14 protein-coding genes are annotated in these 15,639 nt (G+C 67.1%); 4 read left to right on the top strand and 10 right to left on the bottom strand.

What is annotated here, in order from left to right; genetic code table 11:
* From KF833_01180 to KF833_01145, 8 genes are all read right to left on the bottom strand, one after another.
* A partial coding sequence (locus KF833_01180; GenBank protein ID MBX3743897.1) for a transposase occupies positions 1–189 on the bottom strand: 189 nt, incomplete at its 3' end.
* A gap of 220 nt (positions 190–409) precedes the next feature.
* Entirely contained in the window at positions 410–1,240 is an 831-nt protein-coding gene (locus KF833_01175) for a sugar phosphate isomerase/epimerase (GenBank protein ID MBX3743896.1), read from the bottom strand.
* 164 nt (positions 1,241–1,404) lie between these two features.
* Entirely contained in the window at positions 1,405–2,892 is a 1,488-nt protein-coding gene (locus KF833_01170) for a DUF1501 domain-containing protein (GenBank protein ID MBX3743895.1), read from the bottom strand.
* 17 nt (positions 2,893–2,909) lie between these two features.
* Positions 2,910–5,810 carry a PSD1 domain-containing protein gene (locus tag KF833_01165; GenBank protein ID MBX3743894.1) on the bottom strand — a complete coding sequence of 967 codons (2,901 nt, stop codon included), beginning with the start codon at positions 5,808–5,810 and terminating at the stop codon, positions 2,910–2,912.
* A 167-nt stretch (positions 5,811–5,977) separates the two neighbouring features.
* Positions 5,978–6,382, bottom strand: coding sequence for a molybdenum cofactor biosynthesis protein MoaE (locus KF833_01160; protein MBX3743893.1), 405 nt, complete (start codon positions 6,380–6,382; stop codon positions 5,978–5,980).
* Positions 6,383–6,423: 41 nt separating this feature from the next.
* Entirely contained in the window at positions 6,424–6,672 is a 249-nt protein-coding gene (locus KF833_01155) for a MoaD/ThiS family protein (protein ID MBX3743892.1), read from the bottom strand.
* 7 nt (positions 6,673–6,679) lie between these two features.
* Positions 6,680–7,345: a hypoxanthine phosphoribosyltransferase gene (gene hpt / locus KF833_01150; GenBank protein MBX3743891.1), complete on the bottom strand. Its 666-nt coding sequence runs from the start codon at positions 7,343–7,345 to the stop codon at positions 6,680–6,682.
* A 4-nt stretch (positions 7,346–7,349) separates the two neighbouring features.
* A complete protein-coding gene (locus KF833_01145; protein ID MBX3743890.1) occupies positions 7,350–8,108 on the bottom strand; it encodes a hypothetical protein in 759 nt (252 codons plus the stop codon).
* Between the two features lie 120 nt (positions 8,109–8,228).
* On the opposite strand from KF833_01145, the gene KF833_01140 reads away from it, so the two are divergent.
* Entirely contained in the window at positions 8,229–8,519 is a 291-nt protein-coding gene (locus KF833_01140) for a (2Fe-2S)-binding protein (protein ID MBX3743889.1), read from the top strand.
* A gap of 88 nt (positions 8,520–8,607) precedes the next feature.
* Positions 8,608–9,615 (top strand): helix-turn-helix transcriptional regulator, encoded by a 1,008-nt coding sequence (locus tag KF833_01135; protein MBX3743888.1) that lies wholly within the window; start codon positions 8,608–8,610, stop codon positions 9,613–9,615.
* On the opposite strand, the gene KF833_01130 is transcribed toward KF833_01135, so the two are convergent.
* Positions 9,500–10,507, bottom strand: coding sequence for an EamA family transporter (locus tag KF833_01130; protein MBX3743887.1), 1,008 nt, complete (start codon positions 10,505–10,507; stop codon positions 9,500–9,502). The genes KF833_01135 and KF833_01130 overlap by 116 nt on opposite strands.
* Positions 10,508–11,094: 587 nt before the next feature.
* Between KF833_01130 and KF833_01125 the strand changes: the two genes are divergently transcribed.
* Positions 11,095–12,852: an OPT/YSL family transporter gene (locus KF833_01125; GenBank protein MBX3743886.1), complete on the top strand. Its 1,758-nt coding sequence runs from the start codon at positions 11,095–11,097 to the stop codon at positions 12,850–12,852.
* The gene (locus KF833_01120) at positions 12,849–13,412 is read left to right on the top strand and encodes a hypothetical protein (protein ID MBX3743885.1); all 564 of its coding nucleotides are present in this window, start codon (positions 12,849–12,851) and stop codon (positions 13,410–13,412) included. Before KF833_01125 ends, KF833_01120 begins: the two co-directional genes overlap by 4 nt.
* On the opposite strand, the gene lysS is transcribed toward KF833_01120, so the two are convergent.
* Positions 13,402–15,306 carry a lysine--tRNA ligase gene (gene lysS, locus KF833_01115; GenBank protein MBX3743884.1) on the bottom strand — a complete coding sequence of 635 codons (1,905 nt, stop codon included), beginning with the start codon at positions 15,304–15,306 and terminating at the stop codon, positions 13,402–13,404. The two genes, KF833_01120 and lysS, sit on opposite strands and share 11 nt — an antisense overlap.
* Positions 15,307–15,639: the final 333 nt, after the last annotated feature.

The raw sequence follows: 15,639 nt of genomic DNA, 5'->3' as shown, positions 1-15,639 counted from the left end.
GTGGAAGTGGTTGGACATCATGCAGAAGGTGATGATGTCGATGTCGCAGAACCGGGCGAGGTGGTGGAGGATCTGCACGAGTTTGTGCTTGGCGGAGTCGTCGAGGAGAGGGAGGCGGCCGGCGACTCGGGACATGCAGTGATAGACTGCAGGGAGCGAGGGGTCGGCCTTGATTCGGGGGATTCTCATGAGCGTGGTGTGCTGTATGCCAGTGAAGACAAATAAATTGACGGGGATAAGCGTGATCGCTCAGGCGGAGCTGCGTCAAGTTAAAAAGCCTGACTTTATAATTAATTGGTAGTTATTAAATAACCTGACTTATAGACTTTGACCGAGAAAAGCCTTCGCTTTGATTGACTGGAGCAATGTTTGGGTAGGTGGGAGATCTTCGGAGACGGCAGGTCGGACTTCAGTCGGCCAAGGGGGAGAGGTGTTCCAGGCTTCGGGCCGCCTGGTCGGGGGTGCCGCATTCGACGGAGAACACGATGTCCCTGGGGCACTTCTCCCGGACGACGGCGATGATGCGCTTCCAGTCGAGCACCCCTTCGCCGCAGGCGCAGCCGACCGGTGTGCCGGTGACCTTGCCGCGTTCGGCTTCGGAGTGGGCGGTGGAGATGTCCTTGGCATGGAGGTGCACCAACCGGGGGGCCACGCGTTCGAGCCAGGTATAGACGTCGTGGCCGCAAAGGTAGGCGTTGCCGGTATCGAAGTTGATCCCGATGGCGGGGGACTGGACCAGGTGGTAGAGGCGGTCGAGTCCGTCCGGGTGCCGGGAGTATTGGGCGTGGGGTTCGAGTCCGATCCGGACGCGGCGTCGTTCCGCGATGAAGGCGGCTTCCTGGAGGGTGTACTTGATGAGCACGAAGTCCTCGGCCTCGGAGGTCCATTTTGCCTTGATGCCTTCGTCGGTGTTGACGACGGGGGCGCCGATTTCGGCGGCGACGCGGATGGCGAGTTTGAGGTATTCGCCATGGACATCGGGACGTCCGAGGGGACCGTGGGCCTGGAGTCCGGAGAGGGTGAGGCCGGCCTGGTCGCAGGCGTCCTTGATGCGCCATGGGTCATCGAACAGGGAGACGGTGTGGAAGTAACCGGCTTCGCTCATCAGTTCCCGGCCGAAGTGGACCATGGGCTCGAAGTAGCGATAGCCCATGTCGGCGGCAGCGCGGACGGCCCATTCGAAGGGTTTGTCGGAGCTGCGGGAGAACTCGGCGTTGAGACCGATGTGGATCTTGGGCATGGGGGTGTGGGTTGGCAGAGGTGGTTCAGCCGGGGAGAGGATGAAGCCGGGGCGGATGCAGGTCCGGGAAGGTCCGGCTACGGGTGCGTTTCGGCATGGGCGCTGGGGATAACGGGTGACGGAATCGGGTCATGCACGTCCTGATCCCGGGGTGGAGGCAACGCTCAACCGATCACCCCTTGCACGACCTGACTGCCGGGCTTGGTGACGTTGGTGAGGCGCATGCTGACGCCGGAGACGGGATAGGTCAGTCGGAGATGATCGAAGCCGAGCAGGGCGAGGAGGGTGGCGTGGAAGTCGTGGACCGAGACTGGATCGATGACGGAGCGGTAGCCGAAGTCGTCGGTTTCTCCGTGGGAATGGCCGGCACGGACGCCGCCCCCGGCCATCCACAAGGTGAAAGCGGCGGGGTTGTGGTCCCGGCCGACGAGCTTCATTTCGACCCCGCCCCGGTTTTCGCGCATGGGGGTGCGACCGAACTCACCGCTCCAGACGACGAGGGTATCCTGGAGGAGGCCGCGTTGTTTGAGGTCGGTGAGGAGTGCCATGAGGGGGCGATCGATGCTCTGGCACTTGTCCTTGAACCCGTGATGAAGCGCCTCGGACTCTCCGGCGCCATGGGAATCCCAGCCCCAGTCGAACAACTGGATGTAACGGACGCCTCGTTCCGCCAGGCGCCGGGCCAGGAGGCAGTTGTTGGCGAAGGACTCCCGGCCGGGCTGGGTGCCGTAGAGTTCGTGGATGGGTGCCGGTTCGCGGGTGATATCAAAGGCGTCGCTGGCATCCACCTGCATGCGGTAGGCGAGTTCGTACTGGGCGATGCGGGTGAGGGTTTCGGGATCGCCCACTTCGCGGGCCGTCCGCTGATTGATTTCCTGCAGGGCGTCGAGGGTGCGACGCCGTTGACTGCGGGTGATGCCGGCGGGATTGGAGAGGAAGAGGACGGGATCGCCCTGGGAACGGCATTGAACGCCCTGATAGACGGAGGGGAGGAATCCGGAGCCCCAGACCGATTTGCCGGCGTCGGGGTCTTTGCCGCCGCTGGTCAGGACGATGAAGCCCGGGAGGTTTTGGTTTTCGGAACCCAGTCCGTAAGTGGCCCAGGCTCCGGCACTGGCCGCCCCGGGATTCTGGGTGCCGGTGTGCATGAGCAACTGGGCCGGGCCATGATTGAACTGGTCGGTGACCATCGACTTGATGAAGCAGACGTCGTCCACCACCGAGGCGAAGTGGGGCAGCCGGTCGGAGACCCACTGTCCGCTCTGGCCATGCCGTTGGAAGGGGAACTGGGGTCCGAGCAACTTGGGGACGCCCTGGATGAAGGCGAACTGCTGGCCGGCGAGGAGTGAAGGGGGACAGTCCCTGCCATCGAGCTTGGCGAGTTCGGGCTTGTAGTCGAACAGTTCGTGCTGGCTGGGCGCTCCGGCCATGTGGAGGTAGATGACGCGCTTCGCCCGGGCCGGCAGGGGCGGGTCCACGGGCAGGAGCGGACGGGCGGGGTCGCGTTGGCTGACGCCGGAGGCGCCCCAGGCGCGGCCGGCGGTGGTGGCCAGCCAGAGGGCGCCGAGGCCGCTGGCGCAGTCGCGCAGGAAATGCCGGCGGGTGTGATGGAGCAACTGCTCACGGGTCAACAGCGGATCGGCGGGATTCATGGCGGTGCGGTCGGCGGTCAGCGGTTGAGAGCGAGATCGAGATTGAAGAGGGTGCTGGCCACCAGGACGAGTGCGGCCCGCTCCGGGGTGGGGCCGAGTTTCTCGAAGGTATGCGGGTTGGCGTGGAACTCGTCCAGGGCGCCGCGGTACAGGGTGAGCAAGGTGTCGACCATGGACTTCGGCGGAGGTTCGAGGAGGAGCTGCCGGCAGGCGTATTGGATTTGTTCCGCCGGATGGTCGCCCGCTGCTTCCATGCGGTTGGCGAGGGACTGGGCCATTTCGATGAAGGCGGGGTCGTTCAGGAGGGCGAGGGCCTGGAGGGGGGTGTTGCTGGGCAGGCGCCGCGCCGTGCAGGCATCCCGGGTGGGGGCGTCGAAGGTGAGGAACACCGGGTAACCGCTGGTGCGTTTCTGGTAGGTGTACACCGCGCGGCGGAAGCGGTCGGCACCGGTCGAGGTGTTCCATTGATCCCCGCTGTACACCGTGCTCCAGACGCCGTCGGGCTGGGGAGGATAAACTGGCGGGCCAAACGCCTTGGAGGCGAGCGAGCCGGACAGGGCGAGCGCCTGGTCCCGCACCATTTCGGCCGTCAGCCGCACCCGGGGCCCGCGAGCATAGAACCGGTTGCCGGGGTCCCGTTCCGCCAGCCGCGGAGTGACGCGGGCACTCTGGGCGTAGGTCGAGGAGAGGGCGATTTCCCGCAGGAACCGCTTGAAGGACCACCCCCAATCGTCGCGGAGTCGCAGGGCGAGGTGGTCGAGCAATTCAGGATGGGTGGGCTGGGCGCCGCTGGCCCCGAAATCCTCGAGGGTTTCCACGATGCCCCGGCCCATCAGCTCCGCCCAGAGCCGGTTGGCCAGCACCCGGGCGGTCAGCGGATTCTGGTCCCCCACCAGCCAGCGGGCCATGTCGAGCCGGCTCATCGGACCTTCGGTGGCCGGGGGGCGGAGGATGTTGGGGACGCCGGGTTCCACCTTTTCGTCGAGGGTGGTCCGGTTGCCGCGGACGAACACCCGGGTTTCCCGACGGGCTGCCTCGACGCGTTCGACCATGACGGGCACGCGGGTGCCCGGGATGTCCTTCACCCGGTCCCGCAAGTCGGCGAGAGCCTGCCAGCGATCGAGGCGTTCGGCGTCGCGGGCCAGGGCGGATAATTTGGGATCGGTGGAGGCGGAGAGGGCGAAGCGCCTGAGCGGACAACCCTGAACGCCGCTGTTGGAGGCGATGCCATGATCCAGGACGATTTCCAGGGTGGCATCCGAGGGCGCCTCGAGGGGCTTTTCCAGGAGAAGCACCCCCTGTCGGGAGGTGGTCATGACGGGGTAACTGCCGAAGCCACCGCCCCCGGCGAGGATGCCGTCCGGGTTCAGCGGTCCGGCGAAGTAATCCACGACCACCTCCTTCAGGGCGACCGGCTGGTTGGTGGATCCGGGCAGCACCAGGGCCAGGGTGATCTTCGAGAACGCCTGGCCGCGTTCCGGGGCACTCTTCGGGTCACCGTTCAAGGGGTCGATGTTGAGGCGCAGGGCGGTCAGTCCCGGCACGACAGGGGCGGAGAGGGTGTAGGTCACCTTGACCGGGAGGGTGCCTTCGGCTTCGAGGCGGCCATCGTCTCCGACGGTGACCGTGCCGCCACTGGCGACGGCGGATGTCGGGACCACGGGTTTCCAGTCGGTCACGGTCCGCACCACGGCGAGGGCCTCATCGTTGAGCGACTCGCGCAGGGAACGGATCTGGCGCTGCCAGGCCACCCCCTCCTCGCGCCGCTCGTCATCGCGTGGGAAGAGGATCCGGGGATAATCGTCGTTCTGGTCGCAGTCCTCGGTGTTGTTGAAGAAGGCGGCAAACCGGTAGTAGTCCCGATGGGGAATGGGGTCGTAGGGATGGTCGTGACATTGGGCGCATCCGAAGGTGCTGGCCTGCCAGACGGTCCAGGTGGTGTTGACGCGGTCGAGGACGGCGACGGTGCGGAACTCCTCGTCGTCGGTACCGCCCTCGGTGTTGTTTTGGGTGTTGCGATGGAAGGCGGTGGCCAGAAGGTCGTCGGCGGTCGGGTTCGGAAGGAGATCCCCTGCCAGTTGACGGACGGTGAACTGGTCGAAGGGCAGATCGTCGTTGAACGCCCGGATCACCCAGTCGCGCCAGGGCCAGATGTCCCGGTGAGGATCCTTTTCGTAACCGTAGGTGTCGGAGTACCGGGCCAAGTCGAGCCACATGGCGGCCCAGCGTTCCCCGAACCGCGGTGAAGCCAGGAGGCGGTCGACCACCCGTTTGCGGGCCTGGGAGGGGTTTTCGCGTCGATCCTCGACGTACTCCTGGAATTCCCATGGCGAGGGGGGCAGTCCGGTGAGATCCAGGGTGACGCGACGCAGCCATTCGGCGGGTCCGGCCTCGGGCGAGGGTCGCAGGCGTTCCGCGTCCAGGCGGGCGAGGATGAAGCGATCGGCTGGCACGGAGATCCACGAAGGGTCCGACACTTCCGGTTCGGGGGGATCCTGAGGCGGGACGAAGGACCAGTGTTCGCTCCAGGGTGCGCCGTCCAGGATCCAGCGGCGCAGGGTGGCGATTTCCGACTCCGACAAGGCCGGGCCGTGGTCCGGTGGCGGCATGCGTTCACCGGGATCGGAGGACGTGATGCGGCGGATCACCTCGGATCCGTCCGGGTCCCCTGGGAGGATGGCCGGTTCACGGGATCGGCCGACGGCGATGGCCTTGTCCCGGTACACAAAGGAGATCCGGCCGGCCGCCTTGACGCCGCCATGGCAGGCGGTGCAGTGCTGGGTGAAGAGGGGCCGGATGTCGCGGTTGAAATCCGTCGTGGCCCCGGGCGCAGGCGCTGAAAATGTGCTGGCAGCGATCGCGAAGCGGGTCCATGCCCAGGCCGCTGCGGTGACCGCCAACCTCACCAACGGGCTCATGGTAGGGAGGCTTTCACAAGGGTTTGGTTGCCGCCAACCACATTCGGGCCTGGTCCGGGAGGGGGTTGGGGGACGGGAGTCGGGGGCCGTTGCTGTGTGGGGGGCCGGGGGACGGCTGGAAATGAGCGTAACATTCGTGCATATGCACGAATTTTGCGTCGATTGGGTCAGGTGGCGTTGCGGGGAACGGGGCGTTTCCAGATGGGGACGACGCGTTTCATTTCGTCGATGAGCCACTGGCAGGCGGCGAAGGCGTCGGGGCGGTGCGGGGCGGCGAGGTCGATGCGGAGGGAGGGTTCGCCCACGGGGACGCGTCCGATGCGATGAACGAGGCGGAGCGAGCGGACGGTTGGCCAGCGGCGTTCGAGTTCGGCGAAGAGCCTGGCGAACTGGTGTTCGGCCATGGGGACGAAGGCCTCGTAATCGAGGGCCGCGATGGGCTGGCCGGCTTCGTCGTCCCGGACGACGCCGAGGAAGGTGATCACCGCACCGCACGTGGATTGCCAGGTGTGGGCGGCGGCGGGGTCGGGTGGCGGGATGGGGTCGGGGCCGATGAGGAGTTCGGACTGCATGGGCGGGAATGGCACGCGGCGGGGGAGGGCGTTGGGAATCTTCAACCGCCCTGGACCGGGGGGAAGAGGGAGACTTCATCGCCGGGGCTGAGTTGGAAGGTGGCGGGTTGGTAGTCGACGCCGACGGCGGCGAGGGTGCAATTGCGGGCCTCGGCCAGGCGCGGGTGGCGGGTGCGGACACGGTCGAGCAGTTCGCCGAGTTGGAGTCCCTCGGGAACCTGAAGCTCCTCGGAGTCGGTGCCGGTCAGGTCACGGAACCAGGACCAGTAGCGGATGCGGATGGAGATCATGCGGAGATCATGCGGGGCGGCGGGGGCCCGGGCGGGGCGGTCGTTGGGCGTGGGCGGAGGGATTGTCCGGATGGAGAATTTCGGGCTTGAGCACGCCGATGAAGGGGAGGTTGCGGTAGCGTTCGGCGAAATCGAGGCCGTAGCCGACCACGAATTCGTCGGGGATGGCGAACCCGGTGTAATCGCCGCGAATCTTCACCTGGCGTCGGGCTTTCTTGTCGAGGAGGACACAGGTGCGGAGGCGGCGGGGTTTGAAGGGGCGGAGGTGGGTGACGACGCGGTCGAGGGTCTTTCCGGTGTCGAGGATGTCATCCACGACGAGGACATCGCGATTGCGGACGTCGAGGCGCGTGGTGCGGGTGAAGGAGAGATGGCCGGGGGTGGTGGAGGTGCCGTAGCTGGATGTGCCGACGAAGTCGAGTCGAACGGGAAAATCGAGATGGCGGAGGAGGTCGGCGAGGAAGAGGACTGTGCCATTGAGGATGGCGACGACGACGGTATCGCGGGAGGCGAAGTCGCGTTGGATCTCGTCGGCGAGTTCGGCGACGCGGTTGGCGATCTGGGTTTCGGTGAGGAGGACCCGGGCGATGTCGGAGCGCCAGGCGGAGGGGACGGGGGGAGGGGGGGCGGCCGGGGTGGGGCCTGGGCCGGACCTGGGACGGGAGCGGGGCATGGGATCAGCGGAGGCGGGCGAGTTCCGCGTTGATTTCGGAAGCATCGGGGGAGTCCGGGGCGAAATCCCGGGCGGTTTCCCAGACGCGCCGGGCGTCGTCGGGGCGGGACTCGCGTTTCAGGCGGCGTCCGAGGTGGAGGCCGACCTGCTGACGGGCGGAGACGCCGAGGGGGACGGGGCCGGCCTCGATGCGGGTCCAGAGCCAGTCGAGGTCGGCGCGGACGATTTCGGCACGGCCGAGGAAGTCGGGCATGTGGGCGTTGTTGAGGGCACGGATCTTGCGGGTGGCGATGTCGTCGGGGGCGAGTTCGACGGCCTGGTCCATGAAGGCATTCCCTTCGCGGACGAGGCGGAGCTGGGTGGGGGGCCAGAAGGCGTCGCGGCCCTTCAGGGTGTACACCGAGCCGAGGAGGGCGAGGGCCTGGGCATGGTCGGGTTCGAGGCTGAGGAGCTGGCGCAGGTAGGACTCGGCACGGAGCACGGCCTTTTTGTCGCCATCGACCCCGATGTCGTGGCAGAGGTCGGCGAGGGCGAAGAGGGCCGGGGCATTGGTGCCTTCGGAGGCGAGGCGATCGAGGAGGCGCTGCTCCTCCCGGGCACGATCGGCGGGGCCGGGCAGGGGCGATGTGGCGGCGAGGGTGAGGGCGGCGGTGAGGGCGGCGAGCAGGGCCGCGGGGGCGGAGGTGCGGGGTGTGGGAACGATGAGGTCGTTGGGGGCGCGCGGCATGCGGGCCGACTTGCGCAACGGATCCGGTTGACTCACGGGGTGAACGATTGAGGCGCACGCCCGGGGTGCAAGCAGAAAGCCGCGCTTCTTGACCGGGCGGGGAGCGGGGCCATACGTTTCCCGGCCGGTTCGACTGGACGGACCCCCCGACGCCTCATGCCCAAAGTGACTGTACTGCCTGCCGATGTGACCGCCGAAGTGGAGGTTGGAGAGTTGCTTCTGGAGGCGGGGGAGAAGGCGGGGGTGGAGATGGAGGCGGGATGCTTCAATTGCTCGTGCGGCACCTGCGTGGTCGAGGTGGTGAGCGGCATGGCCCATCTGGAGGAGCCGACTCCGGAGGAGCTGGACGTGCTGGACCAGTGGAACCGGGATCCGGAGAAGTTCCGTCTGGCCTGCTGCGTCAAGGTGCTGGGGGGTGACGTGACCATCCGGCAGCCGGCCCACTGACGGGGGCTCGCCTTGGAGAACGGCGCCGGGCGGAGGGAAGGACCATTCCGGGGGGGCAGCCGGAGTTGAAAACCAGGCCGAAAAGGCGATGTCCACCGAAGGCAACCATGACGAAGACAAGGTTTCCGGTCCGGCGACACGGGAGGGGGCCGTATGGACGTCGGTGGGGGCGGACTGGCGGCATCTGGGGGGGAGTTTCCGGCGGCATGGTTTCAGTTTCGAGTGGCACGATTTCGAGGCTGGGAGCGATGTGGATTGGAGCCGGAGTTTCCATGCGGGGAGCGTGGAGATCTGCCTGAACTTCGAGGGGGAAGGGCAGGTGACGGCGGCGGGAAACGTCCTGGAGTTCCGGCCGCGAATGGCGGGATTCTATGTCTGTGGAGTGGGGACAATCTCGGCGCAGCGGCGGGCGCACAAGCGGCATCGGTTCATCACCGTCGAGCTGTCGGCGGAGTTCCTGCGGCGGCATCTGAACGGGTACCGGGCGTGGTTGCACCCGGTGGTGCAGGCGCTGGTGGGGAGCGACCGGGCGCGATCGGGGGTGGGGGCGTCACTTCCGCTGTCGGCACGGCAGCAGGCGCTGCTGGGCACATTGCGGCGGCCGCCGGTGCTGCTGGAGGGGCAGGTGCTCTGGTATCAGGCCAAGGCAATCGAGCTGGTGGTCGAATTGCTCTTTCAACCCTCGGACGATCGCGAGCTGTTTTGTGCCCGGGCGCGGCGGCTGGCGCATGCGCGGGTCGAGAAGGTCGTGGCCATCCTGAGGGAACGGCTGTCCGAGCCGCCCGGGTTGGAGGAACTGGGACGATTGGTGGGGTGCAGTCCGTATTACCTGAGCCGGACCTTCTCGTCGGAGATGGGGATGACCCTGCCGCAGTACCTGCGGCAACTGCGTCTGGAACGGGCGGCCGAGCTGCTCCGGTCGGGCCGGTTCAACGTGACCGAGGCGGCGATGGAGGTCGGGTACTCCAGCCTGAGCCATTTCAGCCAGGCGTTTCACGAGCGGTTCGGGTGCTGTCCGGGATTGTTTCCGATGAGCACGGGTCCCCAGCGGGCCCTTCGCAAGGCGGACGGGTCGGACGGCGGGCGGGCAGGGTAAGGGCGATGACGCCGGTGAGGATGACCGTGGCGGCGATGCCGATCCGGGGGGTAAGGGGTTCGCCGAGCACGGCCCAGCCGAGGAGGACGGCAACGACGGGATTGACATAGGCGTACGAGGACACCCGGGCGGGGGTGGTGGCACGGAGGAGCCAGATGTAGGCGCTGAAGCCGATCCACGAACCGGCGACGATCAGATAGACGAGTGCCCAGAAGGAACGGGCCGACACGCCGCGCCAGTCGAACGTCGCGGCTTCACCGGAGACGGCGGAGGCAACGAGGAGGACCAGTCCCCCGCAGAGCATCTGGGCGCCGACGGTGAGCCACGGGGAGCCAGGGTTGGGGGTGTGGCGGGAATAGATCGAACCGCTGGCCCAGAAGACGCAGGCAACGAGCAGCACGGCGAACCCGGCGGGATCGACCGGTTGTCCGGCGACGGCAGGGGCGCCGAGGATGCCGAGGCCGGCGAAACCGAGGGCGATGCCGGTCCAGGTGCGGCGTGAAGGGGCGGTGCCTCCCGGGCGGACCCAGTCCACGAGGGCGAACCAGAGGGGGACACTTCCGATCACGAGGGCGGCGATGCCGGAGGGAACGGTTTGTTCGGCCCAGGAGACGCCGCCATTGCCGCCGGCGAGGAGGGCGGTGCCGACGAGGAAGGCATTGCGCCAGGGCACCAGGCCTCCCAGGCGCCGGCCCTGGAGGCGAAGGAGTCCGTAGAGCAGTCCGCCGGCGATTGCGAATCGGGCGCCGGCCATGAGGAGGGGCGGCATGGTTTCGATGGCCACCTTGATCGCGAGGTAGGTGGAGCCCCAGACGACGTACACGATAAACAGCGCGCCCCAGACGAGGGGCGGCCGGGGTGACGCGGCGGGGGGGGAATCGGGCGGTGACATGGGATACGGGGTTCCCTGGGACCGTTGCCTGCCGGGGGAAACACAAAACCCGCCGGGCACAAGCGGCGGGCTTTCAGGAACGATGGGATGCTGGATTCAGCGCGAATCGTCCGGAAAGCCACCGCCGGCCGCCTCTACCCAGGCAGCGGCCCGGGCGGCGCCCTTGGGGGCGCCGCGACGACGGAGAATGTTCCCGGCGGAATTCACGACGCGGCAAGGATGACGGAAAGGCATGGGCAGGGCAATGCGGATCCCGTGTTGTGGTCCCGACCCGAATCTCCAGCGACCCTCCGAGTCAACAGTAGCCTGTCAGTCCCATTATTTATCAGCATCAACATTAGAATGGCCGGCCCATTATCTCACTTGGTCTGGGTCAACAATACATTGTCAGTCCTATTAACTTGAACTTGATGCGTGGGGGATCCGAGAGTCGGACCAAGGTGCGCCAGCGCCTCGTTGCGGGGGCGAGCCCGGGTACCGCCCTTCGGGTTGAGTGCGATCACGGTGGAAGGCCGGCGGCGGGACGCTGAGATGCGCCAGGGGTGCCGAGTCCCCGGGGCAAAAGGCTTGGCGGGGAGGGGGCGGGGATGGTTGTTTGTGGGCCCGCGATGAAGGCTGTTGCGACCGAGTCGAGCCGACCGTATCCGGAGCTGACGTGGACGGCGGTGCTGGTGGGGTATTTCCTGGGGGCGATCATCGCGTTGAGCGTGGGATACGCGAGTTTGAAGCTGGGGTTTTCGATCGAGGGTTCGGAACTGGCGGCGATCCTGGGATTCGGGATTCTGCGGGGTTTGTTGCGGCGCCGGAGCATCGTCGAGAACAACATCAACCAGAGTCTGGCCAGCGCGGTGAATGCGGCGTCGGCGGGGATGGTGTTTTCGCTGCCGGCGTTGTTCATCCTGGGGTACACGGATTTCAACGTGCCGGTGACCGTGCTGGGTTGCATCACCGGGGGGATCCTGGGGATCGCGTTCATCATTCCCTTGCGGAAGCAGATGATCGACTTCGAGCGGCTGGCGTTTCCCGGGGGGCAGGCGGTGGCGGCCATTCTGAAGTCGCCGGGGGCGGGGGTGCGGAAGGCGTGGCTGCTGCTGGGCGGGGCGGCGGTGAGCGGGTTGGTGCATGCGGCGAGTCTGGCCGCGGACTTCGGGACCGCGCCGGTCGGGCGGTGGCTGGGGCTCCCGGCGTTTCTGAACGCGACGTGGTACGTCTCGTTGATGACCGTCGGGGTGGGATTCCTGTCGGGTCGGGGCGGGGTGTTCTTCGTGATCGGCGGGTTCCTGTGTTACTGGGTGCTGGCGCCGGTGCTGAATGTTCAGGGACTGCTGCCGGGGGCGGACGTGCTGGCGGAACGGGGGCAGGGAGTGACGCGCTATTTGCAGAACGAATTGTTCCGTCCGGTTGGGATCGGGATGCTGGTGGGCGGGGCGCTGATGGGGGTGGTGCTGGCGTTGCCGATGATGGTGAGCGCGGTGCGGAGCATGCAGGCGGCGGCGAGGTCGGGGTCGGTGGCGGCACGGGATGAGATGCCGATCGGGTTGTTGTACGCGGCGGTGGCGGGGGCGTTTGTGCTGCTGTTGGTGCTGGCGGCCAACGCGGTGCCGAACATGACGTGGGGACGCGGGGTGACGATGGCGGTGCTGGGGACGCTGTGGATCTGGATGGCGGGGGTGATTCTGTCGGAGTGCATCGGGCGGACCAACTGGTCGCCGTTGTCGGGGATGACGTTGATTGCGGTGACGCTGTTTCTGTTGATCGGGGCGGGGCTTGGGGACCGGATGGCGGTGGTGGCGGCGGTCCTGGTGGGGGCGGCGGCGTGTGTGGCGATGGCGCAGGCGACCGATCTGATGCTGGACTTGAAGACGGGGTATCTCGTGGGGGCGACGCCGCGGCGGCAGCAGGTGGCGCAGTTCCTGGGGGTCTGGCTGGGGCCGCCGCTGGTGTTGTGGCTGCTGTTCTTCTTGCACCGGGATGCGCCGCTGGGGGGCGACAAGTATCCGGCGCCGCAGGGTCAGGCGCTGGCAGGAGTGATCACGGGGATCCTGGGCGGGGACATTCCGATTCAGAAGTATCTCGCGGGGGCGGGACTGGGCGCGGTGTTGAGCGCGAGCGGGATAGGGGGTCTGGGGATCCTGGTGGGGCTGGGTTTCTATCTGCCGTTCTATGTGGTTCTGACCTACACGGTGGGGACGGTGGCGCGACTGGCGTGCGACCGGTGGAAGGGAACGCGGTTCAGCGAGGAGACAGGGATTCCGGTGGCGGCGGGATTGATCGTGGGGGAGGCGCTGGTCGGGGTGGGGCATGCCATTGTGGCGGTGCTGCGGGCGGGAGGAGGTGCGGGATGAAGTTGAAGCGATGGGGATACGGATTGCTGACGGCGGGGGTGGTGTTGGCCGCACTCCTGGCGGTGCAGACGGAGGAGGATCGGGTGGTGTGGGGCCTGTTCATTCCGGCGCTGGGACTGGCCGTGGCGGGCGTGGGACTGGTGAGGCGGGCGCGGTCCCAGGTCCTGGGGGACGTTGCGGCGGGCGAACGGGACACGCGGGTGCTGGAGGAGTCGATCGGGCGGATCAACGGCCATCTCCGGGAGATCAACGCGCGGGTGGCGTCGGGGGACGGGCCGGAGACGCTGCACGAATGGATCGACCGGACGGTGCGGGACGATCTGAGCCGGTTTGCGGAGGCGCGGCGGGCGCTGATCGGGCGGTACGGGTTGCCGGCGTACGCCGAGGTGATGAACCGGTTCGCGGCGGGGGAGCGGTATCTGAACCGGGTCTGGTCGGCTTCCGTGGACGGGTACGATGGGGAGGCGCGGCGGTATCTGGACCAGGCGCGGGAGCAGATGGAGGAGGTGGGCCGGCTGCTGGAGGTGTTGAAGGCGGGAGGAGGATCGATCAGGGGTTGACCGGATCGATCTGGGGGGGGGCGGTGGGCGGGGCGGGAGGTTGGGCGGGCAGCTCGACGGTAACGCTCGCCCCGGGGAATTGGGTGTTCAGGAACTCGGTGAGTTCAGCGGCGGCGGTTTGGGGTTCGTTGGTGTCGTGGGGCAGGTGGAGACCGGTGACACGCAGGGTGCCGTGCGGGAGGAAGCCCTCGATGTCGGCGTGGGCGGTGAACCGGATGACCGCGGAGGGGGCGATGGCGGACCACATCCGGACGTGGGGACGAACGATGAGGTTCGAGACGCGCGGGGCGAGGGCGCCATCGCGGCAGAGTCGCTTGCATTCGTCGAGCGTCACTGTCGCGGCCCCCGACCAGTCCACCGGGGCGGGATCGGGGGCTTTTTCGATGCCATAGAGCTGGGCATTGATGGGGGTGACGACCGGGCGCATGAGGGGGAAGAAGATGACATCGTCGATGTTCTCCTGTTCGCAGAAGATCATGGCCATGCGTTCGACGCCGGGGCCGATGCCGGTGGTGGGGGGGAGGCCGTACTCGAGGCACTCGATGAAGTCGAAGTCGAGGGTGTGGAACCTGCCCTCGTCGCGTTCCGCCTCGCGGTAGGCATGGCGCCAGGTTTCGAGGAGCTGGGCGGGATCGTTCTGTTCGCTCCAGTTGTCACCGCACTCCATGCCGCCGATGAAGATTTCGAAGCGCTCGACGAAGCGCGGGTCGTCGGCCATGGGTTTGGCGAGGGGGGAGATCTCGATGGGATGACCCAAGATGAGGGTGGGCTGGACGAGGGTGGGTTCGACGAGGACCTCGAAGGCCTTGACCAGGGCATGGCCCGGCGAGGGTTGGGGTTCGGCGATGCCGAGGGTGGCGAGGTGGGCGTTGGCGTCGTCGGTGGAAGCTGCCGCGGCGAAGTCGATGCCGCAGCGTTCCTTGACGGCCTCGACCATGCGGAGACGGCGCCAGGGGGCGGCGAAATCGACGGTATGGCCCTTGACCGTGAAGGTGGTGCGTCCGAAGACCTCGACGGCGACGTGACGGAAGAGGTCTTCGACGAGCTGCATGTTGTACTCGTAGTTCTCGTAGGCGGTCATGGTTTCGACCATGGAGAACTCGGGATGATGGGAGCGGTCGATGCCTTCGTTGCGGAAGTAACGGCCGATGGTGAAGACCTTGTCGTATCCGGCGGCGATGAGGCGCTTGAGGTAGAGCTCGTGGGAGATGGCGAGGTACATGTCCACGCCGAGGGCATTGACGTGGGTCTTGAACGGCTTGGCGGTGCCGCCGCCGTACTGGGGCTGGATGACCGGGGTGTTGAATTCGAGGAAGCCGCGTCCGGCGAGGAAGGTGCGGATGGCGGCGACCATGCGGGCCACGAGGGCGAAGCGGTCCCGGCTGGCGGGTTCGAGGGTGGTGTCGAGGTAGCGTTTGCGAAGGACCTGTTCGCGGTCCTTCAGGCCGGACCACTGGTCCGGGAGGGGGCGGATCGCCTTGGTGAGGAGGCGAAGGCTTTCGACCAGGACGCTGATCTCGCCGCGCTGGGTTCGCATCACCTTGCCGGTGGCCTCGACGATGTCGCCGAGATCGGCGAGGTGGAGGTCGGCGAAGCCGAGGCAGCCGGTGGCGGCGTCGGTGGGGGCGACGAGGTTTTTGCGAAGGAAGAGTTGGAGGCGGCCGGACTGATCCTGGAGATGGGCGAAGGCGAGGGCGCCCTGGTCGCGGAGGGACATGAGGCGTCCGGCGACAGTTACCTCCTGTCCTTCGAGGGTGGCGAAGCTGTCGAGGACGGCTTGAGCGTAGTGGGACCGTCGGGATGTGGACGGGTAGGGGTTGAGGCCCTTCGCCCGCAAGGTGGCGGCCTTGTCGAGCCGGGTCTGGCGAATCTCGGCGAGCGTGGTGTTGGACACGGGGGAGTGGAGATAGCAGAGGGCGGGTGGCCGGATGGAGCAAAAAAGTGGGGGCCGATCGCGTCCCGGTGCATCCCCAAGTTGTCGGTACCGAGCCAGCGAACCGGAGGGACGAGCTCCGCGAGTCCTCAACCCAACGCTCCACACCGTTGCGGCCTCGTGGAACTCGGCCCTCCGGAGCGCCGCTTGGCGGAGTTCGCACCTCTACCGACAACTCCGGGATGCACTGCGGCGTTCAGGAAGGGCTGGATTTCACTTGAACGTGCGGCGAGCGCCTGAAGACACTGGATGAAACTAAGGCAAGGAACGCCGTTTCATGGCCGATCGCAGATC

This window comes from Verrucomicrobiia bacterium (assembly GCA_019634625.1).
In the GTDB taxonomy this organism is placed as follows: domain Bacteria; phylum Verrucomicrobiota; class Verrucomicrobiia; order Limisphaerales; family CAIMTB01; genus CAIMTB01.
This window is presented reverse-complemented; position numbering and strand designations above follow the sequence as displayed.

Excerpts from the sequence above, each read along its gene's own strand:
- KF833_01125 (MBX3743886.1), top strand. The coding sequence starts at position 11,095 with ATGGTTGTTTGTGGGCCCGCGATGAAGGCTGTTGCGACCGAGTCGAGC.
- KF833_01175 (MBX3743896.1), bottom strand. The coding sequence starts at position 1,240 with ATGCCCAAGATCCACATCGGTCTCAACGCCGAGTTCTCCCGCAGCTCC.
- KF833_01130 (MBX3743887.1), bottom strand. The coding sequence starts at position 10,507 with ATGTCACCGCCCGATTCCCCCCCCGCCGCGTCACCCCGGCCGCCCCTC.
- KF833_01135 (MBX3743888.1), top strand. The coding sequence starts at position 8,608 with ATGTCCACCGAAGGCAACCATGACGAAGACAAGGTTTCCGGTCCGGCG.
- KF833_01120 (MBX3743885.1), top strand. The coding sequence starts at position 12,849 with ATGAAGTTGAAGCGATGGGGATACGGATTGCTGACGGCGGGGGTGGTG.
- KF833_01160 (MBX3743893.1), bottom strand. The coding sequence starts at position 6,382 with ATGCAGTCCGAACTCCTCATCGGCCCCGACCCCATCCCGCCACCCGAC.
- KF833_01170 (MBX3743895.1), bottom strand. The coding sequence starts at position 2,892 with ATGAATCCCGCCGATCCGCTGTTGACCCGTGAGCAGTTGCTCCATCAC.
- KF833_01165 (MBX3743894.1), bottom strand. The coding sequence starts at position 5,810 with ATGAGCCCGTTGGTGAGGTTGGCGGTCACCGCAGCGGCCTGGGCATGG.
- KF833_01140 (MBX3743889.1), top strand. The coding sequence starts at position 8,229 with ATGCCCAAAGTGACTGTACTGCCTGCCGATGTGACCGCCGAAGTGGAG.
- KF833_01155 (MBX3743892.1), bottom strand. The coding sequence starts at position 6,672 with ATGATCTCCATCCGCATCCGCTACTGGTCCTGGTTCCGTGACCTGACC.
- hpt (MBX3743891.1), bottom strand. The coding sequence starts at position 7,345 with ATGCCCCGCTCCCGTCCCAGGTCCGGCCCAGGCCCCACCCCGGCCGCC.